General features: G+C 61.3%; 22 protein-coding genes and 1 pseudogene. 10 read left to right on the top strand and 13 right to left on the bottom strand.

Annotation, left to right across the window (positions count from 1 at the left end):
* The first annotated feature begins 135 nt into the window (after positions 1-135).
* Positions 136-495 (top strand): metalloregulator ArsR/SmtB family transcription factor, encoded by a 360-nt coding sequence (locus tag B5P46_RS05225; RefSeq protein ID WP_129417787.1) that lies wholly within the window; start codon positions 136-138, stop codon positions 493-495.
* 302 nt (positions 496-797) lie between these two features.
* Here B5P46_RS05225 and B5P46_RS05215 read toward each other — a convergent pair whose 3' ends face one another.
* The 3 genes from B5P46_RS05215 to B5P46_RS05205 all read right to left on the bottom strand — a co-directional run bounded on the left by B5P46_RS05215 (position 798) and on the right by B5P46_RS05205 (position 3,204).
* A complete protein-coding gene (locus B5P46_RS05215) occupies positions 798-1,724 on the bottom strand; it encodes a carbohydrate kinase family protein (protein WP_129417786.1) in 927 nt (308 codons plus the stop codon).
* 61 nt (positions 1,725-1,785) lie between these two features.
* On the bottom strand, positions 1,786-2,475 hold the full coding sequence (locus B5P46_RS05210) for an orotate phosphoribosyltransferase (RefSeq protein ID WP_129417785.1): 690 nt from the start codon (positions 2,473-2,475) through the stop codon (positions 1,786-1,788).
* A 72-nt stretch (positions 2,476-2,547) separates the two neighbouring features.
* Positions 2,548-3,204, bottom strand: coding sequence for a TetR/AcrR family transcriptional regulator (locus B5P46_RS05205; RefSeq protein WP_129417784.1), 657 nt, complete (start codon positions 3,202-3,204; stop codon positions 2,548-2,550).
* A gap of 100 nt (positions 3,205-3,304) precedes the next feature.
* Between B5P46_RS05205 and B5P46_RS05200 the strand changes: the two genes are divergently transcribed.
* The 3 genes from B5P46_RS05200 (at position 3,305) to B5P46_RS05190 (ending at position 5,359) form a co-directional block, all read left to right on the top strand.
* On the top strand, positions 3,305-4,147 hold the full coding sequence (locus tag B5P46_RS05200; RefSeq protein WP_129417783.1) for an SDR family oxidoreductase: 843 nt from the start codon (positions 3,305-3,307) through the stop codon (positions 4,145-4,147).
* A 2-nt stretch (positions 4,148-4,149) separates the two neighbouring features.
* Complete coding sequence (locus B5P46_RS05195) at positions 4,150-4,632, top strand: DUF1772 domain-containing protein (RefSeq protein WP_129417782.1); 483 nt, start codon at positions 4,150-4,152, stop codon at positions 4,630-4,632.
* A 97-nt stretch (positions 4,633-4,729) separates the two neighbouring features.
* Positions 4,730-5,359 carry a glutathione S-transferase family protein gene (locus B5P46_RS05190; RefSeq protein ID WP_129417781.1) on the top strand — a complete coding sequence of 210 codons (630 nt, stop codon included), beginning with the start codon at positions 4,730-4,732 and terminating at the stop codon, positions 5,357-5,359.
* 747 nt (positions 5,360-6,106) lie between these two features.
* Here the strand turns inward: B5P46_RS05190 and B5P46_RS05180 are convergent.
* The 7 genes from B5P46_RS05180 to B5P46_RS05150 all read right to left on the bottom strand — a co-directional run bounded on the left by B5P46_RS05180 (position 6,107) and on the right by B5P46_RS05150 (position 13,014).
* Positions 6,107-6,643 (bottom strand): glyoxalase superfamily protein, encoded by a 537-nt coding sequence (locus B5P46_RS05180; RefSeq protein WP_129417779.1) that lies wholly within the window; start codon positions 6,641-6,643, stop codon positions 6,107-6,109.
* Positions 6,644-6,833: 190 nt separating this feature from the next.
* On the bottom strand, positions 6,834-8,012 hold the full coding sequence (locus B5P46_RS05175; RefSeq protein ID WP_129417778.1) for a GGDEF domain-containing protein: 1,179 nt from the start codon (positions 8,010-8,012) through the stop codon (positions 6,834-6,836).
* Positions 8,013-8,190: 178 nt separating this feature from the next.
* On the bottom strand, positions 8,191-9,237 hold the full coding sequence (gene pyrC, locus B5P46_RS05170) for a dihydroorotase (RefSeq protein ID WP_129417777.1): 1,047 nt from the start codon (positions 9,235-9,237) through the stop codon (positions 8,191-8,193).
* Between the two features lie 122 nt (positions 9,238-9,359).
* The gene (locus tag B5P46_RS05165) at positions 9,360-9,992 is read right to left on the bottom strand and encodes a nucleoside triphosphate hydrolase (protein ID WP_129417776.1); all 633 of its coding nucleotides are present in this window, start codon (positions 9,990-9,992) and stop codon (positions 9,360-9,362) included.
* Positions 9,989-10,771, bottom strand: a complete 783-nt coding sequence (locus B5P46_RS05160) for an ATP-binding cassette domain-containing protein (protein ID WP_062945140.1) — start codon at positions 10,769-10,771, stop codon at positions 9,989-9,991. The genes B5P46_RS05165 and B5P46_RS05160 overlap by 4 nt, the downstream gene beginning before the upstream one ends.
* A 2-nt stretch (positions 10,772-10,773) precedes the next feature.
* The gene (locus tag B5P46_RS05155) at positions 10,774-11,838 is read right to left on the bottom strand and encodes an ABC transporter permease (protein ID WP_129417775.1); all 1,065 of its coding nucleotides are present in this window, start codon (positions 11,836-11,838) and stop codon (positions 10,774-10,776) included.
* A gap of 156 nt (positions 11,839-11,994) precedes the next feature.
* On the bottom strand, positions 11,995-13,014 hold the full coding sequence (locus tag B5P46_RS05150) for a sugar ABC transporter substrate-binding protein (protein WP_129417774.1): 1,020 nt from the start codon (positions 13,012-13,014) through the stop codon (positions 11,995-11,997).
* Between the two features lie 226 nt (positions 13,015-13,240).
* Between B5P46_RS05150 and B5P46_RS05145 the strand changes: the two genes are divergently transcribed.
* Complete coding sequence (locus B5P46_RS05145; protein WP_129417773.1) at positions 13,241-14,488, top strand: ROK family transcriptional regulator; 1,248 nt, start codon at positions 13,241-13,243, stop codon at positions 14,486-14,488.
* A complete protein-coding gene (locus tag B5P46_RS05140) occupies positions 14,472-14,942 on the top strand; it encodes an RbsD/FucU family protein (protein WP_129417772.1) in 471 nt (156 codons plus the stop codon). The genes B5P46_RS05145 and B5P46_RS05140 overlap by 17 nt, the downstream gene beginning before the upstream one ends.
* A 113-nt stretch (positions 14,943-15,055) precedes the next feature.
* Here the strand turns inward: B5P46_RS05140 and B5P46_RS05135 are convergent.
* Together B5P46_RS05135 and B5P46_RS05130 are read right to left on the bottom strand one after the other, a co-directional pair.
* Positions 15,056-15,535 (bottom strand): annotated as a pseudogene (locus B5P46_RS05135) (RidA family protein).
* Between the two features lie 19 nt (positions 15,536-15,554).
* Positions 15,555-15,989, bottom strand: coding sequence for a cupin domain-containing protein (locus B5P46_RS05130; RefSeq protein WP_129417771.1), 435 nt, complete (start codon positions 15,987-15,989; stop codon positions 15,555-15,557).
* A gap of 118 nt (positions 15,990-16,107) precedes the next feature.
* Here B5P46_RS05130 and B5P46_RS05125 point away from each other — a divergent pair, with 118 nt between their 5' ends.
* The 3 genes from B5P46_RS05125 (at position 16,108) to B5P46_RS05115 (ending at position 20,765) form a co-directional block, all read left to right on the top strand.
* On the top strand, positions 16,108-17,640 hold the full coding sequence (locus B5P46_RS05125) for a winged helix-turn-helix domain-containing protein (protein ID WP_129417770.1): 1,533 nt from the start codon (positions 16,108-16,110) through the stop codon (positions 17,638-17,640).
* 325 nt (positions 17,641-17,965) lie between these two features.
* Positions 17,966-18,640 carry a hypothetical protein gene (locus B5P46_RS05120; protein WP_129417769.1) on the top strand — a complete coding sequence of 225 codons (675 nt, stop codon included), beginning with the start codon at positions 17,966-17,968 and terminating at the stop codon, positions 18,638-18,640.
* A gap of 577 nt (positions 18,641-19,217) precedes the next feature.
* The gene (locus B5P46_RS05115) at positions 19,218-20,765 is read left to right on the top strand and encodes a putative bifunctional diguanylate cyclase/phosphodiesterase (protein ID WP_129417768.1); all 1,548 of its coding nucleotides are present in this window, start codon (positions 19,218-19,220) and stop codon (positions 20,763-20,765) included.
* Positions 20,766-20,961: 196 nt separating this feature from the next.
* On the opposite strand, the gene B5P46_RS05105 is transcribed toward B5P46_RS05115, so the two are convergent.
* A complete protein-coding gene (locus tag B5P46_RS05105) occupies positions 20,962-21,402 on the bottom strand; it encodes a winged helix-turn-helix transcriptional regulator (RefSeq protein ID WP_129418832.1) in 441 nt (146 codons plus the stop codon).
* Between the two features lie 153 nt (positions 21,403-21,555).
* Between B5P46_RS05105 and B5P46_RS05100 the strand changes: the two genes are divergently transcribed.
* A complete protein-coding gene (locus B5P46_RS05100; RefSeq protein WP_129417767.1) occupies positions 21,556-21,852 on the top strand; it encodes a YciI family protein in 297 nt (98 codons plus the stop codon).
* The last annotated feature ends 98 nt before the right edge of the window (positions 21,853-21,950 follow it).

The raw sequence follows: 21,950 nt of genomic DNA, 5'->3' as shown, positions 1-21,950 counted from the left end.
TGAACATCGCCTACCAATTCATTATTTAAGGAATTATCTAATTACTTTGCACGAACGGAAAGAATTAAGCAATGCATTAATTGCTTAATTGATTAACGGATCGATGCGATGATGCCGAAGGCACGGAGACCGGACTTGGACGAAGAGACTTTCGATGACACCGTAGAAGGCCGCTCCGTCAGCGCCGCCCAGCGGGTATTCCACGCGCTTTCCAGTGCGCCGCGCCGGAAGATCCTCGCCTATCTCTCGGCATCGGGTCTGACCGCTGGCGAGATCGCTGACCGCTTCAGCATGTCCAAGCCAGCGGTTTCGCAGCATCTTTCCATCCTCGAAGCTGCAGGTCTGATCAGACGAGAAAAACAGGGCCAGTTCGTCCACTATTCCTTGATCGAGAACAATCTCGTCAACACGCTTAATGGCTTCGTGCAGGAGGTCTGCCCGGTCGGTCGGCCGATCAAGAAGGAAAGCAAGGCGCGCACCCGCGCGAAAGAGTAGGCATGAGCAAGAGCAAATCCCGGGCTGGCGTGGCGTCAGAACATGATGTCAAGCCGATGCCGGCGTGATCGAAGCTCGCATGGGTATTGTTGGAAAGACCGGCTTCGCCGGCCCCCTCATCCGCCCTACGGGCACCTTCTCCCCGCTGGGGAGAAGAGGGAATCGAGACGTTGCCGCATATCTCTTCTCCCCTCGGGGAGAAGGTGCCGGCAGGCGGATGAGGGGGCCGCACGGCACACCCTTCCCACATTGACGGGTCTCGCGACGCCAGTGGCAAGCGCGAGGGGCAGAGGCTGGCTCGCTTAAAGCCCAATCTCTTTCGCCCAAGGCGGATTGGCGCCAGCACGCGATACGGTGACGGCCGCCGCCTTCGCACCCAGCGCCAGGGCGTTGCGCAGCGCCTGCTCATCGAGCGAGGCCACCTGTGCCTTGGTGAGCAGATTATCCATCTTCAGCGATGCCAGGATGCCAGCATCGAAGGTATCGCCGGCGCCGACCGTGTCGACGACGGTGACGCGCTCACTCGGCACCGTCACCTTGCGATCCTTGGTATAACCGGAAGCGCCTTCCGCGCCCTTGGTGATGACGACGAGCTTGGCGCCGTGGTTCAGCCAGTGGGCGGCGAGCGCATCATGGTCGCCCTGCAGGCCGAACCATTCGAGGTCCTCGTCGGAGAATTTGACGATGTCGGCTTTCGCGGCCATGCGCTTGATGCGGGCCATATGCGACGGCTTGTCCTTGATGAAACCGGGACGGATATTCGGATCGAGCGAGATGACGCGGCGTGCGGCTTCCCGGTCGAGCAGCGCTTCGTAAGTTTCGCCGCAGGGGCTCGGGATCAGGCTGATCGCGCCGAAGTGTAAGGCTTCGCAATCGTCGCCGAGAATAGGCAGGTCGGCCGTGGTGATCATCCGGCCCGCCGTGCCCTCGTCGTAGAAGGCATAGGTCGCCTGGCCGTTCACCAGCTTGACGAAGGCGATGGTCGAGGGACGCGACGTGATGGCGCAGGGGCTGTAATCGACATTGCTCGCCTTCAGCGTCTCGAGCAGGATTTCGCCCATCATGTCATCGGCGATGCCGGTGAAGAAGGCCGTGGGGATGCCGAGGCGGCCGAGCGCGATCGCGGTGTTGAAGATCGCGCCGCCGGCATAGGGCGCAAAACCCTTTTCGCCCAGCGTCGTGTCCCTCGGCAGCATGTCGATCAAGGCTTCGCCGCAGCACAAAATCATCGTATTCCTCCAACAACACTTATGTGTTCATCAACCGATTAAGCGAGCTTTTGTCAACTATCTAGAGCGAAAGCTCACTAACCCCGCCATTCCTTACCGACCAGGCCAGCGGCGCATCGAGGAAGGCCTCGACTTCCGACAGCGTCTTGTCGTCAAAGAGCTTCTGTTCTCTGGCAACGGCCAGAACATTGCGCCAGGTGGCGATGTGATGCAGCCTGACCTTGCCATCGGCAAAGCGCTGCTCACCGAATATGCCGTAGAAGAACAGGGCGATGCCGTGATCGACGATGCCGCCGGCGGCACGGACCGCATCGATGAACTTGAACATGCTGCCACCTGCCGTCGTCAGGTCTTCGATGACCAGCACGCGCGACCCTTCCGGCATGTTGCCTTCGATCTGGGCATTGCGGCCATGGCCCTTCGGCTGCTTGCGGACATAGATCATCGGCAGGCCGAGACGATCGGCAAGCAGGGCGGCGAAGGGAATGCCGGCGGTCTCGCCGCCGGCGATGCAATCGAACTGCTCGAAACCGGCATCGCGCAGCAGGGTGCTGGCGGCGAAATCCATCACCGTCGAGCGGATGCGCGGGAAGGAGAGCAGCTTGCGGCAATCGATATAGACCGGGCTCGCCATGCCGGAGGAGAGTTTATAGGGGTGAGCGGCATTGAAATGCACCGCCTTGATCTCCCAGAGCATCTTGGCCAGCAATTCGGCCATCACGGCGCGATCGGGAAATGTGGTCTGGATCATGCGGCTCTCCTTCGGCTTGGATCCTTGCGGGAATAGCAGCAAGAGCCCGACGTTTCCAGACGAAAGGCGGGGCTATTGCTGCAGCAGGCGGCCGATATCAACGATCTGCATTTTCTTGAACAGGGCAAGCGCCCTCTCGCCCTCCTCCGCATCCAGCGACACGGCATAACGCACGGCGGCGGCAAGCAGCTGCATCGTCAACCGGGCGATTGCGAGCAGCTCCTTGCGGTCGCGATCCGGCCATAGACGGATAAGGACGGCGAGAAATGCCTGGGCATGAAATTCCATGTCCTCGGCATCGACCTGCTGCAGCAGCTTGTCGGTATGGGTCGCATGCCAGATGTCGCGCATGACGGGCTCGCGGCGGAAGAAGGCGTAATATTCATCGGCGATATTGGCGAGCGCGCCCTGCAGGGCCGCAGCATCGGTCACCTTCGCCAGTTCCTCTTCGACGCACCGCCTGCCCTGCTCGTTGAAGCGCTCGACCAATGTCCGGATGATCGAGGTCTTGTCGGGGAAATATTGGTAGAGGGCGCCGAAGGAGAGACCGGCCTTTTCGACGATCTCGCTCATCTTCAGGCCGTCGCTGCCATGGCTTTCGATCAGCTCGGCGGCCACAGTGAGGATCTTTTCGAAGCGCTCGCGGCCGCGCTGCTGCCTGGGGATGCGGCGCAGCTGGCCGGTAGACTCCTGCTGGCGCCTGCGCGTTGCGACCGGCTGTTCCGACATTCTCTCTCCTTTTCCACGTTGACAAACAAAATAAGAGAGATTATCTCATTTGGCAAACGAGAGAGTTTCTCTTGTTTTAAAAATTTGGGAGGAGTTTGACATGCAGACTTCCGAAATCGTCCTCGTCGGTGGATCGGGAAAGACCGGCGGCCGCATCATCAAGCGTCTGGAAGAGCGTGGCCTCACCGTTCGCGCGGCATCGCGCTCCAGCGCACGGCCCTTCGACTGGGAGGACAGGTCGAGCTGGCGCGGCGCGCTTGAGGGCGCATCGAGCGCCTATGTCGCCTTCCAGCCGGACCTTGCCGTCGCCTGGGCGGCGGAAGCGATCGAAGCGCTCGCCAAGGTCGCTGTGGAATGCGGCCTTGAGCATATCGTGCTGCTCTCCGGCCGCGGCGAAGAGGGCGCGCAGCGGAGCGAAGCGGCGCTGACGGCCTCCGGCATAAACACCACCATTCTGCGCGCCTCCTGGTTCTGCCAGAACTTCAGCGAGGGCGCCTTTGCCGAGCAGATCATTGGCGGCCGGCTGCAATTGCCGGCGGGCGAGATCGGCGAACCTTTCATCGATGCCGACGACATCGCCGATGCCGCCGTCGCCGCCTTGACCGATCCGCGCCACCGCAACCAAACTTACGAGTTGACCGGCCCGCGGGCGCTGACATTCCGGCAGGCGGTCGCCGAGATCGCCGAGATCGCCGCGGTCGCCGCGGTCGCCGGGCGTCCTATCGAATATGAGCAGGTGTCGATGGCGGATTTCACCGGCGGGCTTGCCGCCGCCGGCCTGCCGCAGGGCCTGATCGATCTTCTGGAGGAGCTCTTCGGCCAGGTGCTCGATGGGCGCAATTCCAATGTGATGGGCGGTGTCGCCGAAATTCTCGGCCGCCCCGCCACCGATTTCAGCCAATATGCCCGCCGGACCGCGGCAACCGGACTATGGAGCGCCTGATCATGCAGAGCATCCTGATCCTCTCCCTCGTGGCGGCGGCGATCGGAAGCGGCCTCGTCGCCGGCATCTTCTTCGCCTTCTCGACCTTCATCATGACCGCCTTCTCGCGCATCCCGGCGGAGCAAGGCATCGCGGCGATGAACTCGATCAACGTGACGATCGTCCGCTCGCCCTTCATGGGCCTCTTCGTGCCGACGGCGATCCTCTGCATCGTCATCGCCGTGCTCGCCCTGATCGACTGGCGCGGTGGGGCCTCTGCGCTGATGCTGGCGGGTGCAGCCCTCTACATCTTCGCCTCCTTCGTCTCGACCATCATCTTCAACGTGCCGATGAACGATGCGCTGGCGAAGGTCGCCGGCAACGGGCCGGAAGCGGTTCAGCTCTGGACCGGCTATGTCAGGGACTGGACGTGGTGGAACCATGTGCGGACGATCGCCTCGCTGCTGGCCTCGGCCGCCTTCGTGCGGGCGCTGATGATCGTCTGAATGATTGCTTCCCGACGATCCGACGCGCCTTTCAGGAATCGGGTGGTTGATTCCGAGCCGGCATGCAATGTTGAGCAATTGCCGCGAAAGGACCGTCATGTTTACGCTTCACGATTATCTGCCGTCGCAAAATGGCTGGAAGGTCCGGGTTTTGCTCGGCCTGCTCGACATGCCCTACCGCAGTCGCATGGTATCGATCTTCGAGGGCGAGAGCCGCACCGAGGCGTTCCTGAAACTCAATCCGGTGGGCGCCATCCCGGCTCTCGAACTCGATGATGGTCGGCCGATCGCCGAATCCAATGCGATCCTCACTTTTCTCGCCGAGGGCACGCGCTTCCTGCCGTCAGACCACTATCAGCGCGCCAAGGTCATGCAATGGCTGTTCTTCGAACAGTATCATGTCGAGCCGGTCATCGGCTCGCTGCGCTTCTGGACGTTGACGGGACGGCTGGAGCGTAACCAGAACATGGTTGCGGGCAAGCGCGAAGCCGCAGCCCGTGCGCTCGCCGCCATCGATCGCGGCCTCACAGACAGCCGGTTTCTTGTCGGCCAGGAGCTGACGATCGCCGATATCGCGGTTTACGCCTATAGCCACCGGGCCGAGGATTGCGGCCTTTCTCTCGCAGCCTATCCCGCCTTCGTCGCCTGGTCTGACGGCGTTCGAGATGCCATCGGCGCCGATTATCCGGTCTATCCCTATAGCATCGACCCGCATTCCGCCGGCTAGGAGAGAATCCGACGCGTGGCGCGGAAGGCGACGTTGGGCCGCTACGGCTATTTGCCAGCATCCCGGGCGCGGAACGCGCGCCAGGCGAAGATCACAGCGAGCAACAAGAACAAGCCTGCGAAAATGCCCCACTGAAAACCGCCTTGCGTCAGGTTGTCACCCTCGGGAGTGAGGCAGCTGGATAGGGCCTGCGATATGCAATCTCGGAACTTCCAGTACCTTTCATAGAATAACCATCCGAAAAAAATCGACAGAAACGTTAGGACTAAGACTGGAAGGTATTTCATTTTGCTCCTCTCGGCAGGGAATGCCCGCGGGACCTCATGGCGCCGTCCCACGCCAGCGCCCCGGAGCTCCGGCATTCAAGAGAGCCTCATCCTGAGGTGCCCCGCAAGGGGCCTCGACGGACGAGGCGGGCGTTCCGGCGTCGGATCTATGCGAGAAGCAGCGTTGCGGCGTGTCCTTCGAGGCTTCGCCCTGCGGGCTGCGCACCTCAGGATGAGGTACGTTGGAGGGTGCCGCCGTTTCCCTCTTCTCCCCAGCGGGGAGAAGGTGGCCCGAAGGGTCGGATGAGGGGGCGGCACGGCATGCCATTCATGCCATTCGCTTGCGCTACGAGCATTCGCGGCTTCGCCGCTCACCCCCTCAACCGCCTGCCGGCACCTTCTCCCCGCCGGGGAGAAGAGACATGTGGCCGCGCCTTGCGTCTCTCCTCAGCCGGAGCGTGACGAAAGAGAAGTTCACCGACTATGTCTGCTCGCAAAAGGCGATGCGGTTGCTGAAGGGGTCGGTGACGGTCATCTCCAGTCCCCACGGCGCTTCCTCGACGCCGGGCTTCATGTAGCGGTAGTCCTTGCCGGCAAGTTCGGCGTGATAGGCCCGGACATTGGCGACGCGGACGAAGGCCTTGGCGCCGGGGCTGGCGTCGCCGGAATGTTCGCTGAGGTGCAGCGCCATGCCGTCGCGCGAGACCTGGCAATAGAGCGGAAAATTTTCGCCGAAACGGTGCTCCCAATCGAGATGGAAGCCGAGAAAACCGCAATAGAACTCCATGGCCTTTTCGACCGAGAAGATGCGGAAGATCGGCATCGGCGGCTCGATGCCGATGGCAGAAGGGCTAGCCCCTGCCGCATCGATCCTTGCCGAGAGAAGATTCCATTGATCGAGCCCGAACTGCCGGGCGACGATTTCGAGCGTCTCGCTGTGGGTGAGCGAGATGTCGCGGTCGGCAAGGGCCTGCCGCAATGTCTTTGCCATGAGCTTGGCATCGCGAAAATCGCGCATGATGTCATCCTTCCGTTGGCGGCAAACAGGAAGATCAGTGCCCGCGTCTGCTGACCCGTTCGCCATCGATCGCCAAACGGCAAGGGATGTGAAGGATGTTGTCTGGATGCATTCACCATAACGCAGAAGCGTCGCAGGGCGGCTGGCCGCATCCGGCCGAGGGCGATAATATGAGAGGGTCGGTCAGGAATCAAGACGCGGTGCGCGTTGCCTCGACGGGAACCGCCTTGAGGTAGCTGGCAAGCTCGACCCGGTTGCGGCCGGCGCGCTTGGCGACGTAGAGCGCCTTGTCGGCGGCACTCAGCATGGTGTCGAAATCCAAGCTCTTCGAACGGCCGGGGGCGACGCCGACGCTGACCGTGCATGTCAGCACCTCGTCGTCGATATGGATCTCGCGTGCCTCGAACGCCCGGCGGATGCGCTCGGCCGTGAGTTCCGCCCGGCCGGGCATGATCTCCTTCAGCACCAGTACGAATTCCTCGCCGCCGAGCCGGGCAGCGGTGTCGCCGCTGCGGCAATGGGCCGAAAGTTCGCCGGCGAAGACATTGAGCACCCGGTCGCCGGCGGCATGACCGAAGCGATCGTTGACGGATTTGAAATGGTCGATATCGAAGACGATGACGGCGGTGGTCGTTCCCATCGGGCGCGTGCCGTATTGGTCGAAGAGGGCCCGGCGGTTGAGCAGGCCGGTCAGCGGATCGGTGATCGCATCGAGACGATGGCGGGCAGCGAGCCGCCATTGATGAAGCGCCAGCGACAGCGCACCGATCCCGGTCATGCCGGCGATGCAGACGGCAAGGCTCAGATCTTCGGCCCAGTTGCTGGGGGCTTTGCCGAGCACCAGCTTGCCGTCTGATATCAGCACGGCGGCGCAGAGAAAGAAGGAGATCGCCGTCAACGTATAAAGCACCGTGATGCCGAGGAGCGGCGCCGGTGCTTCGGCACGGGCGAGCCAATATTGCCGGGCGGTGGCAAAGAGCAAAAGGGCGATGGCGAGATTGTCGGCGATGAAGGCCAGGCCGTCATAGCCTGCCAGCATCGGCACGACGGAGAAGACCATCGCCGCAAGCGCGCGGATCGCAATGGCGAGGAGAGACACCCGGCCGGTGAGGAATTGTTTGCCGGCCCCCCAGATGGTGGCAAAACCGGCTTGAAACAGCACGAAATTGGCGACGCCGAGCCATTTCGCCGGTGTATTGACATAGGCGCTATAGACGAAAATGCCGCTGACGACGAGGACAAGGCCGACGGTGGCGGTCAACAGCACGGTTTCCGAGCGACGGACAATCCAACTCCCCATCAGCGTCACGGCCAAGCATGCCGCGGAGACGCCGAGCGCCAGCAAGAGAGAGTTATAGTCAAGCGTCATGCTTTTCAGTCTCCGCAGCTGTTGCCGCGCCAGATGTTGGCAGCTTCATGGGCTCCGCGACGAGGAATGTCTTATGCATCCGTTAACAAATGATGCACCGCACAATGAAAATGTTACGCGTTTAACGTCGCGCAGAAGTTTAAGATGAATATTCTATTTAAAATTGAAATCTGGAAGCTTACGCCTGCTGCACCACCTGCCAATGCAGGGGAAACATCGGATCAAACACCGTCACGGGACCGGCGCCGGTTTCAATCCTCGCGGGAAAGACGACCGGCTCGGCCTGCCTTGACAGGGTGATGCGCTCCTCGTTCGGCTGCAGCCCGTACCAGGCCGGTCCGTTCAGCGACACGAAGGCTTCGAGCCGCTCCAGCGCGCCCTCCTGTTCGAAGACATGGGCGAGGCAACTCATCGTATTGACCGAGGTATAGATGCCGGCGCAGCCGCAGGCGCATTCCTTCAGCGGATCGACATGCGGGGCAGAATCCGTGCCGAGGAAGAAGCGCGGGTCGCCGCTGACGGCCGCCGCACGCAGGGCCAGCCGGTGGTTTTCGCGCTTGGCGACGGGCAGGCAATAATAATGCGGGCGGATGCCGCCGACGAGGATGGCGTTGCGGTTGATGATCAGATGGTGGGTGGTGATCGAGCCGGCGAGGTTACCCTTGGCCGCCTTGATGTAATCGACGCCATCGGATGTCGTCACATGCTCCATCGTCACCTTCAGCTCCGGCAGGCGCTGCCGCAACGGATCGAGCACGGTCTCGATGAAGACGGCCTCGCGGTCGAAGATATCGACCTCCGGCGTCGTCACCTCGCCGTGGACACAGAGCGGCAGGCCGATCTTTGCCATGCGCTCCAGCACCGGCATCGCCTTTTCCATATCGCGCACGCCGCCATGCGAATTGGTCGTGGCGCCGGCGGGATAAAGCTTGACGGCGGTGATGAGACCGCTGTTCTTCCCCTCCTCCACGTCATCGGGGCTGGTAAGTTCGGTCAGATAAAGCGTCATCAGCGGCTGGAAACGATGGCCTTCCGGCAAGGCCTTGAGGATACGCTCGCGATAGGCCTTGGCGTCGGCTGACGTGACGACCGGCGGCACGAGATTGGGCATGATGATGGCGCGGGCGAAGGTGCGGCTCGTATCGGTGATCACGCCTTCCAGCATGGCGCCGTCGCGCAGATGCAGGTGCCAGTCATCAGGACGGCGGATGGTGATCGATTGCATGGCAGGCCTCCGAAGCGATGCGTCTGCCGTCTCGATAACACTAAAGCGCATCGCATTGAAATTGATTCATGCGGCGGGCTTTCGGTCTTTTTTCATGCATGTCGTGATCCCGAAACCGGGCATCACGCCAGGGCGATCTCCAGCGTCACATCGGCCGGGCGGCGGTTTTCGAGGATCAGCCGGCCGTTCGGCAGGTCGTTGCCGTAGACCTTGGCGCTGGCGGCCTCCTCGGTCAGGCTGTAACCGCGCCAGCGCGCCCAGAGCCGCTCCTCCAGCACCTCGATCGGCGGTGCCAGCATGATCGAAAAGTCGAAGACGCCTTCGAGTTCGGCCCATTTGCCCAGCGAAAAGAGCAGGTAATTGCCCTCGACGATGATGAAGCGATGATCGGGGGAAACAGGGCGGGCAGACGCGATGGCGAGTTCACGCGAGCGGTCGAAGACCGGCACCAGAACCTCCTGATCGGCCAGCCTGACGGCGCGGATGATATCGAGGAAACCGCGGACATCGAAGGTCTCGGGGATCCCCTTGCGCGCCAGCAGGCCGCGTTCGATCAGGATGGCGTTGTCCATGTGGAAGCCATCCATCGGCAGGACTTCGGCACTTTCGCCCTTGGCCTTCAGCGCTTCCGCCAGATTGTCGGCCATGGTCGATTTGCCGGCACCCGGCGGTCCGGCAATGGCGACCAGAAAACGTTTGGAATGGCCGGCGCGGTCGAGAACTGCGCCGGCGATTTCATCGATGCGTGCATTCATGCGGCGACGGGCTCCGTCGGCACCGCCTTGGCGCCGGTCATGAAGGCGACGGCGTCGGACATGGTGTATTCCTTGGGATCGATCACCGTCAGCCGCCGGCCGAGGCGGTGAATGTGGATCCGGTCGGCCACTTCGAAGACATGCGGCATGTTGTGGGAGATCAGCACGATCGGCAGGCCGCGGGCGCGCACGTCGAGGATCAGTTCCAGCACGCGGCGGCTTTCCTTGACGCCAAGCGCTGCCGTCGGTTCGTCCATGATGATGACCTTCGAGCCGAAGGCAGCGGCGCGGGCGACCGCGACACCCTGGCGCTGACCGCCGGAGAGCGTTTCCACCGCCTGGTTGATGTTCTGGATGGTCATCAGGCCGAGTTCGGTGAGCTTGTTGCGCGCCAGCTTTTCCATGGCCGGCCGGTCGAGCATGCGGAACATCGAGCCGAGCAGGCCTGGTTTGCGGATCTCGCGGCCGAGAAACATGTTGTCGGCGATCGACAGCGCCGGCGACAAAGCGAGATTCTGATAGACGGTCTCGATGCCGGCATCGCGCGCTTCCATCGGCGAGCGGAACTGCACCTGCCGGCCTTCCAGCGTGATCACCCCCTCGTCCGGGGTGACGGCGCCCGATATCGCCTTGATCAGCGAGGATTTGCCGGCGCCGTTATCGCCAATGACGGCGAGGATTTCACCCGGATAGAGGTCGAAATCGGCATTGTCGAGCGCGGTCACGCGTCCATAGCGCTTGACGAGACCGCGGGCGGTGAGAAGGGGTTCGCGAGCCATGATTACACCGAAACCTTTCTGATCCACTGGTCGATGGCGACGGCGGCAATGATCAGCACGCCTGTCAAAAGGACTTTCCATTGCGGGTCGGCGCCGAGCATGTTGAGGCCCATCGAGACGACGCCGACGATCATGGCACCGAAGAGCGTGCCGAGAATGGAGCCGCGGCCGCCGAACAGCGAGATGCCGCCGATCACCGTCGCGGTGATCGCCTGGAGGTTAAAATCGGTCACGGCGGAGGACGGCGAGATCGAGCCGTTACGGCCGATCGAGACCCAGGCGGCGAAGGCGGCGATGACGCCCGATATGGTATAGACGGTGAGCAGCACCTTCTTGGTCTGGATGCCGGAGAGCTTGGCCGCCTCGGGATCGTCGCCGACCGCATAGACATGCCGGCCCCAGGCGGTGTGATTGAGGACATACCAGAGCAACAGGACGAGCAGCACCATGGCGATGACGCCGAGGGTGAGCACGGCGGTGCCGGCTTTGAAGCTCATGGCGAAAAGATGAAGCAGCGGCGCCTGTTCGTCGACGTCGGCATCGCGGATCGTCTCATTGGCCGAATAGATGAAATTCGTCGCCATGACGATATTCCAGGTGCCGAGTGTGACGATGAAGGGCGGCAATTTCATATAAGCGACGAGGAAGCCGTTCAGCAATCCGCACAGGCCGCCGACAAGCATGCCGGCTGCGACCGCAATCGGTGTCGGTATGCCGTAGGTGATGGCGACATTGCCCATGACGACGGCCGAGATCACCATGATGACGCCGATCGAAAGATCGATGCCGGCCGTCAGGATGACCAGCGTCTGGGCCGCGCCGAGAATGCCGACGACGGCGATCTGCTGCAGGATCAGCGTCAGCGTGTAGGACGAGAAGAAGCGTCCGCCGATCGTCATCCCGAAGATCAAGATTGCCAGCACCAGCACGATCAACGGCACGGCGGCCGGCGTCGAGTGCAGAAAATGCTGCGCGCGCTTGATCAGCGAGACATTCTGGTGCTCGAAAGAGGCGACGCTCTTGTCGCTTTCGTCGAGGACACGTTCGAATTCCTGTGTTCCGGTCATGGTTCCTCCTCCGCATCCGCGCGCCGAACTCGCGCGGGGGCCGTCACCGATATCCATCCGGTCTTTGATTAGCCGGTTCGTGAGGCGACGGCACATCGTCCGTCGAAAACGGCCGGGGATCAAGCCCCGGCCGGTCTGCTGTCAATCAGACAGGGCTCAGCCCCAGCACTTGTCCGTGCCTTCCTTGGTATCGATCGACTTGACGCCGGAAACCGGCTTGTCGGTGACGAGCGAGACGCCGGTGTCGAAGAAGGACTTGCCTTCGGTCGGCTTCGGCTTTTCACCGCTGTCGGCGAACTTCTTGATCGCCTCGACGCCAAGGGCTGCCATCATCAGCGGATATTGCTGCGAAGTGGCGCCGATGACGCCTTCCTTGACCGACTTCACGCCCGGGCAACCGCCGTCAACCGAGACGATCAGCACGTTCTTTTCCATGCCGACGGCCTTCAGCGCCTGATAGGCGCCGACAGCGGCCGGTTCATTGATCGTGTGGATGACGTTGATGCTCGGATCCTTCTGCAGAAGGTTTTCCATAGCCTTGCGGCCGCCTTCTTCATTGCCGTTGGTCACGTCATGACCGACGACGCGCTTGTCGTCCTCGTCGCCGATCTTGTTCGGGTCCTTCGGATCGATGCCGAAGCCCATCATGAAGCCCTGGTCGCGCAGAACGTCGACCGTCGGCTGCGACGGGGTCAGGTCGAGGAAGCCGACCTTGGCATCCTTGGCCTTGTCGCCCATCGTTTCCTTGGCCCACTGGCCGATCAGCTTGCCGGCGAGCAGGTTGTCGGTGGCGAAGGTGGCGTCGGCGGCATCGGCCGGCTCGAGCGGCGTGTCGAGAGCGATGACCAGCAGGCCGGCTTCACGCGCCTTCTTGACCGAAGACACGATGCCCTTGGTGTCGGAAGCAGCAATCAGGATGCCCTTTGCGCCATCGGCAATGCAGCTTTCGATCGCTGCGACCTGGCTTTCGCTGTCACCGTCGATCTTGCCGGCATAGGACTTCAGCGAAACGCCGAGTTCCTTGGCCTTGGCCGTCGCACCTTCCTTCATCTTGACGAAGAAGGGGTTGGTGTCGGTCTTGGTGATGAGGCAGGCAGCAACGTCAGCCGCCATCACAGGAGCGGAAAAGGTGACACCCAGCGCGAGCGCGCCGAAAGCGAGAACAGATTTCTTCATGGAACTCCTCCCAGAGTTTGCCGGCGCCGCCCGTGCGGGGCCGGAATTTAAGATATGACACTTCGCCGTGGATCGCCAATGCCTCCAGCGGTCCCGTGCCCTTGACGACGGCAATTAAGAGCGAAAAGAAATCCCCTTGTCAATAAATAAATCCAATTGAATTATTAATTCGATGTGGCATGCTCCATCGAATTAGGGCATAGGCCAACAATCGGGAGGAGCGGCCATGTCGTCCTTGGATGGACCGGCAAACATACCGGTCCCGCCACCAATTCTGAATCCGGCCGGCGGTGCGAACCAGGTCAGGGTGCGAGCCTATAACGAACGGCTCGTGCTGTCGCTGGTACGTCTCTACGGCGCGCTGTCGAAGGCCGATATCGCGCGCCGCAGCGGGCTGTCGGCGCAGACCGTCTCCGTCATCATGCGGGTGCTGGAGAAGGAAGGGCTGCTGTCGCGCGGGGAACCGGTGCGCGGCCGTGTCGGCCAGCCGTCGATCCCGATGCATCTCAATCCCGACGCCGTCTATTCCTTCGGCCTGAAGATGGGCCGGCGCAGCGCCGATCTGGTGTTGATGGATTTCGTCGGCCGTATCCGCATGCAGCTGCACAAGACCTATGCCTATCCGCTGCCGGATGAAATCCTCGCCTTCGTCACCTCGGGCATCCGGGAGCTCGAAGAGCGGCTCGACGACAAGCAGCGCGGCCGCATTGCCGGCCTCGGCATCGCCGCCCCTTTCGAGCTCTGGAACTGGGCCGAAGAGGTGGGGGCGCCGCCGGGCGCCATGGAGGTCTGGCGCGAGATCGACCTGCAGGCCGACATCGCCTCCCGCGTCTCCCATCCCGTCTTCATGCAGAACGATGCGACCAGCGCCTGCGGGGCCGAACTGGTCTTCGGCGTCGGGCCGTCCTATCCGGATTTCGTTTATTTCTTCATCGGCTCCTTCATCGGCGGCGGCATCGTCCTGAATTCGGCGATCTTTTCCGGCCGCACCGGCACGGCGGGCGCGATCGGGCCGCTGCCGGTGCGCGGCAAGAACGGCGAGACGATGCAGCTGCTCGAAATCGCCTCGATCTTCGTGCTCGAAAACATGTTACGCGAGCGCGGCATCGATCCCGAGCCGCTCTGGTATTCGGCCGACGGCTGGGTGGATTTCGGCGAGCCGATGGAAGCCTGGATCCAGGACAGCGCCAAGGCGCTGGCGCAGGCGATCGTCGCCGCCGCCTCGATCGTCGATTTCAGCGCGGCCGTCATCGACGGCGGCTTTCCCGATTGGGTGCGCAGCCGCGTGGTCCAGGCCACCATCGACGAAGCCGCCAAGCTCGACCTGCAAGGTGTCGTCATGCCCGAAATCATCGAGGGCGCTGTCGGCGCCCAGGCGCGCGCCATCGGCGGCGCCAGCCTGCCGATCTTCGCGCGTTACCTCACCGACCAGAACGTACTCTTCAAGGAGGTAGACCATGCTGAAAGGACTTGATCCGCTGTTGAGCCCGGAGCTGCTTTTTACGCTTCGCGCCATGGGCCACGGCGACGAGATCGCCATCGTCGACGGCAATTATCCGGGCGTCGAACATGCCCGCCGGCTGATCCGGCTCGACGGCCACCGCCTCGTCCCGGTCCTCAATGCCGTGCTCAGCGTGCTGCCGATCGACGATTTCGTGGCGGAAGCGATCTTCCGCTCGACCGTCAAGGCCGAGCGCGACAAGCTCGATCCCGTGCATGAGGAGATGATCGACTGCTGCGCCCGCCACGAGCCGCACCGGCAGGTGGTGCCGCTCGTCGGCCAGGATTTCTACGGAAGGGTGAAGGCTGCCCATGCGGTGATCCAGACCGGCGAGCCCAGGCTCTATGCCAACATCATCCTGCGCAAGGGCGTGATTTATCCGAAGGACGCGGACGCCCACGCCGAGGTTGATCCCTTCGTTTACTAGAGCATGATGCCGAAAAATGTGAGCGGTTATCGGACGACATCATGCTCTGACGATCTGACGTAGAACAGGATGATTTTAGGGCAAACTGGCCTAAAATCATCCTGTTCCGGCGGTCACCCGTCTATTTCGACTTCCGCCTCACAGTTTACGGGCGCATTTAAAGGGATGGCCATGCCGATGGACGAGCGGGCGTGGGCGCCCACGTTGGGGCCGTACAGCTCCAGTATCAGATCGGAATAGCCGTTTGTGACCAGCGGCGTCTCATTGAAACCCGGAGACATTCACCATGGCGAAGACGCGCAGCCAAGCCGTGACCCGATCAAGGTCTCCGAGAGCACGTTTGAGACTGGCGAGATGGGCCAGGGCAACGAGCCGGGCTGACGCGTAACCCTGCTCTGCCGAAACATCCGCTCCGACCTTGCCAAGGGGGCCGCCAATGTCCCGTCGCGGTTGCACGCGACGTGACCCGAGATGTAAGCGCGGGTGCCGCGCACCCGAACCCAGGCGAAGGGCATATGCAGCCCCTCGCGAACTTTCAAAGGTTCGGGCAATTCCAGACCCATTTCGGCCAGACGTTGTTCGATGATGGCCATGGTGCACCTCCCGGTGTGGTTAAGGTACGATGTTGTCGAGCTCCGGCATCAGAACGACGCTCTCGTTGGCTGCGGGGTCGTTGCGGGCACCGAGGAACTCGGCGCTTTCGGTGCTGCGATTGACGGCCACGTGGGGAACGCCGGCCGGAATGAACAGATAGTCACCGGCGTGGACCGATTCGCACCGCTCGAGCTCCGACCCCGACCAGATCTCGATTTCTTGGCCCGCAGTCATCAGAAGGGCCGTCTCGTGTCCCTCATGGCGATGGGCCTTGGTTCGTCTGCCTGCCGGTAGCGAAATCATCCCCAGCCACAGCATGCTTGATCCGACGCTTTGTGCCGAGACGCCCGAGCGATAGACCGACCCTTGCTCGGCGACATGGCTGCCGCTCCCGCGTACGACTTTCGCGGTTAATCCATGAGGATTTTTCGGTTGCGTTGCTTCGTTCTTCATCTCTCTCACCACTTCAGCCGTTGCACTGGAGCAGACTCTGCGCGCTCAGCCGGCGCAAGTCCTGAAGCGGGGCCGAAAAATTCCGAAAAGTTGCGAAATCGGCGTATCATTCCCGGCCATGAACACCCAGCACCTTGCCTTCGGCCACTTCGAGTTCATTGCAGAGAACGGATGCCTGTTTCGCGACAATAGGCCTGTCGCTATCGGCGCCCGAGGTGCTTCCCTGCTTGCCGCTCTGCTTTCGGCACAGGGGGGTGTCGTCTCCAAGTCGGCCCTGATGGATGCGGTTTGGCCGGGATTGGCCGTTGAGGAAAGCAATCTTTCCGTTCAGATTGCCGCCCTTCGCAAGCTGCTCGGCCCTGCATCAGACGGCAGCGAATGGATCGTCACGGTCCCGCGGGTCGGATACAGATTTTCCGGTCCGGTGGAGAGCCGGACCGACGCAGCCGAAAGCGGATGGCACGCGCAGACCGGTTCGATGCCGGCGATTGCGGTACTGCCATTCGAAAATCTCGGCGGTGATGCAGAAAGACAGTATCTGGCCGACGGTATCACCGACGACCTGATCATGTCGCTCGTTCGGTTCAGATGGTTCCGCGTCGCCTCACGTGGGGCGAGTTTCACAAGGAAGGATGGCTCGAGGGATCCGCAATCTATCGCGCGCGAACTTGGCGTCGATTTTCTGGTGGATGGAGCTATCCGGTATACCCGCGATCAAATCCGGATATCGGTGCACCTCGCCGACGCAGTGAAAGGCGCCACCGTCTGGTCCGAACATTACGACCTTCAGGTGGCCGAGGTATTTGCAGTGCAAGACGCCATCGCCGAGCGGATCGCAGCGGCGGTGGAGCCCGAGCTGCTGTTGCGTCATGGGCTTCAGATGGCTCCGCACACCGGCAACATCACTGCCTGGAACCTTGTAAGGCAAGGTACATTCAATTTCCACAAGGTCACGCAGCCCACCCACCTTGTCGCACGGCGATTCTTCCGCGAGGCTGCGGAGCTCGATCCCATGCTTCCAGAGGCGCAGATCTGGCGGGCGCGGGTCAATGCGGGCCTCATTGGCTACGGCTGGACTGATAACCCCGCCGCGGACGGGAAGGAAGGATTGGATGCGGCCCTTCGAGCGATCTATCTCGATGCGCGGAACCCGTACTCGCACTATGCGCTGGCGATTGTGTCGGCCTACACAGGCAGGGCTGACCAGGCGATCCTCGCAGCGGAACGGTCCATCGAACTCGGTTCGAGTTTCGCCTTGGGGTATCTCGTCTTCGGCATGGCCCGTCTCTTTTTGGGGGATGCGGCCGGCGCGCGGCAGCCCCTGGCTCGCGGCCTCGAACTCAACCCCCATGACCCGCAGAATGGGGTTTGGTTCAGCCTCCTGATGCTTGCACTGTTCTTTTCGGGCAACGTCGAGGGCGCACTCGAAACGGGACGTACGGCGCTAAAGGCGCGGCCTGACTGGCCGGCGCTTCTGCGCATTCAGGCGTGCTGCCATATGGCCGCGGGACATCGTGAACAGGCCCGCCGCTTTGCTGCGGTTGCCAGCGACCTTTCCGAATCCGCCGGCGATGCGCTTGGTCCGTTCAGGGATGGCAACAAGGAATGGGCCACCCGCCTGAACGAGCTGCTGCGAGAGGCGGAATTTTAAAACGACCGGTTGGCAAAACCCATTCAGGATCGGCGCCGAAGAAGCCTGAAGCCTTACCATAAGGAGGCCTGCCGCTCGTCAAGTCCGCAGCGGTTTGGTCGTCGGTAGGCTTTGGCTTTCGGACCGGCTGAAGGTGAGTCTTTCGTCACTCGTTCGATAGATGTTATGGTGCGGCCGGTGCGTTGGCGTACTGTCCGCCGGGCCGGCAAACCGCTCGTTAAGCCAAGTGCTGCGAACGGCGCCTCACCACCAGGAGCGGACGTCGAGCGGCTGCATGGGCATCTGCGGGATTAGGCCGGTGAAGCGATGAGGACACGGATCTCACATGCCACCTGACATGAGCACGACTCCTCGTCGCAGCATCACTGGTCTGCGCAAGTTTCTGGATCCTGAGCAGCAGCGCGATTGGATAGAAGGCGAGGCGGACTTGATCGACGCCGAAGAACGCCTGGAGTCCCTGGAACAGCGGTTCAAGTACGTCGCCCGGTACGAGAAGCTGCTTCGTCGCCCGCAGGCGCAAGACGTTCTGGAAATTCTCGGGGTATACGGGCAAACCTGCATCCCCATCCCGCGCAAGACCGAGCGTCACTACTGGTCGGTTTCATGTCTGCCCTCGACCTCCGACAAGCCGCTCATCCGCGTTAATGCGAGCTGGATGGAGCTTTTCACGCTTTACGCCGACGGCGAGGGCCTGCGTGCACGATTCCTGGTGCATCTTTCGCATTTCACCACGGACCATTCACCCGCGCAGGGCGATGTGGACGAGGCTTTTCTCGAGGACTGCGTCGCGACGCCCGAAGACGTCGGTTATTTTTTTCCGCGCGGCGACGACATTTTCGGCATCACTGTGCGGGGCTCGGCCTCGATCCGCAAATTCCTTGCGGAGCGCCGCATCTTGCGCGCCATTCGGACTTTCAATGTGACGCACATGAACCGAGGTCGGAACGCCTATCAGGCGAGCCACTGCTACAGCCTGGCGGATACGATGCTGGCGGATTGATCGGCTCCGGGATGCGCCCTGCACCCATCCGGCGCCCGGGGTCGATCCCTTCGTGTACTAGAGCCAGGGAGTTTCCTCCGTCTCTCCTGCCTACTCAAAGTGCTGCAACGTCGCCTGCACGTCTGAAAAGACGCGCAGTGCTATAAACGCGTTGGCAATGGTTATCTGGATTGGGTCCGACAGCGGTCGGTTCGATGCCGATCCCCCGGCGGATTCTTCAACCGTTCGAAAGAACGGGAGATTGCGGCGACCGGTAGACACCATGAAACCGAATCCTCATCCGATTTGCGGCAAAGATATCCATTGTGCGCAGCGAAACTCCCGTGCCTTCGTAAAGGCAACCCACCATTAACCTATCAAGCGCACAGATGACCTTTGGGATTTGTCGGTGCTGCGCGGCTTCATCAGCCACTGCGATATCGGCCCTCTTAATTCCGCCCGAATGAATTGAGGCGGTCTTCGATCACGGCGTGGGACCGCCGATGCCGTGAAGTTGCGCCATCCGTCGTCGGCATTCGGTGATACGAGCGTACCAAACTGGCCATGACGGCTCTTCACACAACAGGAGCCTGTTCATATGCCTCGCATCCAACCAACCAGACCGCAGATGGAGATCGTTGCCTGGCTCGCGACCTTCCTGGTTCTCTTCTGCCTATCGTGGTCCTTCGACTGGCATGAGGGGCTGGATGAGTTCATCGAGAAGCATCATGACTATCCGCTGGACCACGCGCTCCTTGCCCTTAATATCTCCGGGTTTCTCGGGCTCATTTATTCCGCGCTGAGGATCCGAGATCTTTCGAGGGAGGTTAATCGCAGGCTGCAGGCCGAAAAGAACGTAGACTGGATTGCCTGTCACGACACGCTGACCGAACTGCCTAACCGCAGGTTTCTGGATTCCGTATGCGCGCAGGCGATGGCCGATCAAAGGGCACAGGAGACCTACGCCGTGTTCAGCATCGATCTCGACGGCTTCAAGAAGGTCAATGACCTCCTGGGGCACGATCACGGTGATGCGGTGCTGAAGACTGTTGCTCAGCGGCTCTCTTCCCTCTTTCCCCGTGAGCACGTTTTCCGCCTTGGTGGAGACGAATTCGTTGTTCTGGCGCGGCGCACCGGAAATCCCGATCTTGTCGCGTTGGGGAACCGCATAGTGACCGTGATCGGCAAGCCGTTCACATTCAATGGTGTCGCCGTCGACCTCGGCGCCAGTGTCGGCTTCGCGCTTTTCCCGGAGAACGGCGATGACCTCCGTCAAGTCATTCGACATTCCGACTGTGCGATGTATGTGGCGAAAAAGCAGGGGCGCAATCTGGTGAAGCCCTTCGTGTCTTCGATGCAGGACGAGTTGGCGAAGCGGATTCGAGTGGAAGCTGATCTGAGAGCAGCCATCAAGAAGGCCGAGATCGTTCCCTACTATCAACCGCTCGTGGACCTGAAGACGAATAGGATTATCGGCTTCGAGGCCCTGGCGCGCTGGAAGACGGCCTCCGGCGAATTCATCCCACCGAACGAATTCATTCCTGTGGCGGAGGAAGCCGGTCTGATCGTCGAATTGACAGACCAACTGCTTCGCCACGCCTGCACCGATGCACTTTCCTGGCCAAATGAGCTCGTCCTGTCATTCAACCTTTCTCCGATCCAACTGAGCGATCGGTTACTGGGGCTCAGAATTCTCAAGATATTGGGCGATGTCGGTCTGCCCGCGCACAGGGTCGAGCTGGAAGTGACGGAGAGTGCCATCATCCAAGACGCTGTTACGGCACGAATCGTCCTCGATGATCTTGTGAACGCGGGGGTCAGGATTGCCCTCGACGACTTTGGAACAGGTTATTCCAGCCTCTCACAACTATCCAACTACCGGTTCGACAAGATCAAGATCGACAGGAGTTTCGTCTCCTCATTCGAGACCAATGATAAGCAAGACAAGGTGATCAAAGCGATCATCGCTCTCGGTGTGGGACTTGGCGTGACGATAACCGCCGAGGGTATCGAAGAGGAGAGCCAGCTTCAGCGGCTTCAGGATCTGGGTTGCGACATCGGCCAAGGTTATCTGCTTGGCCGGCCGGCGCCGGCCGAGAAGCTTGCCACAGGCCAGGTCAGCGCCAGAATTTTGCAACGCGGTTGATGGGGGCCGCGGTATGTCGGCTCTGAATGAGAGCCGACACGGGCTTACCGACTTCAAGTTACGCTTATCAATTCCTCACTTTTCGCCCACAGTCGCTTGGCCTTGTCGGCGTCGAGCGCATAGGACCTGACGCCGTCGGCAAACGGGTTGGGTGTGTCATTGATCGGCGCGACGGCGCAATCACCCCTCAAAGGGCCTACGCGCCGGATTTAGGCATAACGATGCGAATGGGGCGGCTGCCGATCGGTGCGCCGGTTACACGGTCTATGGTCACCGGATCGATCTCGGTTCCCGTCTCTTCATCAAAAAATTGGGTGACATCGCCACCGGCGCGGTGTTTCCGGCCCCACGCGCCGAGAGCAAACAGCACCGGCAGGAAATCCTGACCCGCTTCTGTCAGGACATACTCATCCCGTGGCGGTCGCTCAGAATAACGCCGTTTCTCCAGGAGCCCCTCCTCTGTCAGAGCCGCCAGCCGACTGGTCAACATGGTCGGCGCTATGCCCAGACTCTTGCGGAACGCGTCGAAGCGGGTCGACCCGGCATGAGCATCGCGCATGATCAGCATACTCCAGGCATCACCCACCAAGGCGAGGCTGCGGGCAATCAGACAGGGCTGGCTTGAAAGATTCTTCACGTTGATATCTTTTTGATAGTTACTTAGTTGTAAATTGATAGTAACTGAATGCGGGACGATATTCCACCGCAAAAGACGACCCGAATGCAGGCAGGGCCAGTCGATGGGCGGCGTCGCTAGCGTAGGACGTTCCGGCAACTCAGGAGCCAAATCATGAAATACTACCTCTGCAAATACATGCCGCCGCGCACAGACTTTCTGGCGACCATGTCTGCCGACGAGCAGGAATGGCTGAAGCAGCACGGGGTTTTTCTGGATGCGCTTCTCGACGAGGGAAAGATCGTCGCCCATGGTCCAGTGATGGATCCTGCCGGCGGCTACGGTGTCTCGCTCTACCAGATTGCCGATGATCAAGACATCCAGGCGATCACCTCGGAAGATCCCATCGTGAAAAACGGCGCCGGCTATTATGAACATCATCCGATGCTCCATCTAAAGGCGCGCGGCTGACGCCGCATTGGCGCTGATTTCCAAAGGGCTTTCGCCAGCGCCCACCTGCTGAACAAGTCACCTCTATGCCCAACAACTCAGGTTCGAACGGATGGTCT

Origin of the sequence: Rhizobium leguminosarum, assembly GCF_004123835.1 — a bacterium.
Taxonomy (GTDB): domain Bacteria; phylum Pseudomonadota; class Alphaproteobacteria; order Rhizobiales; family Rhizobiaceae; genus Rhizobium; species Rhizobium leguminosarum_M.
Note: the sequence above shows the minus strand (reverse complement) of the source record. Positions and strands in the feature narration are given on the sequence as shown.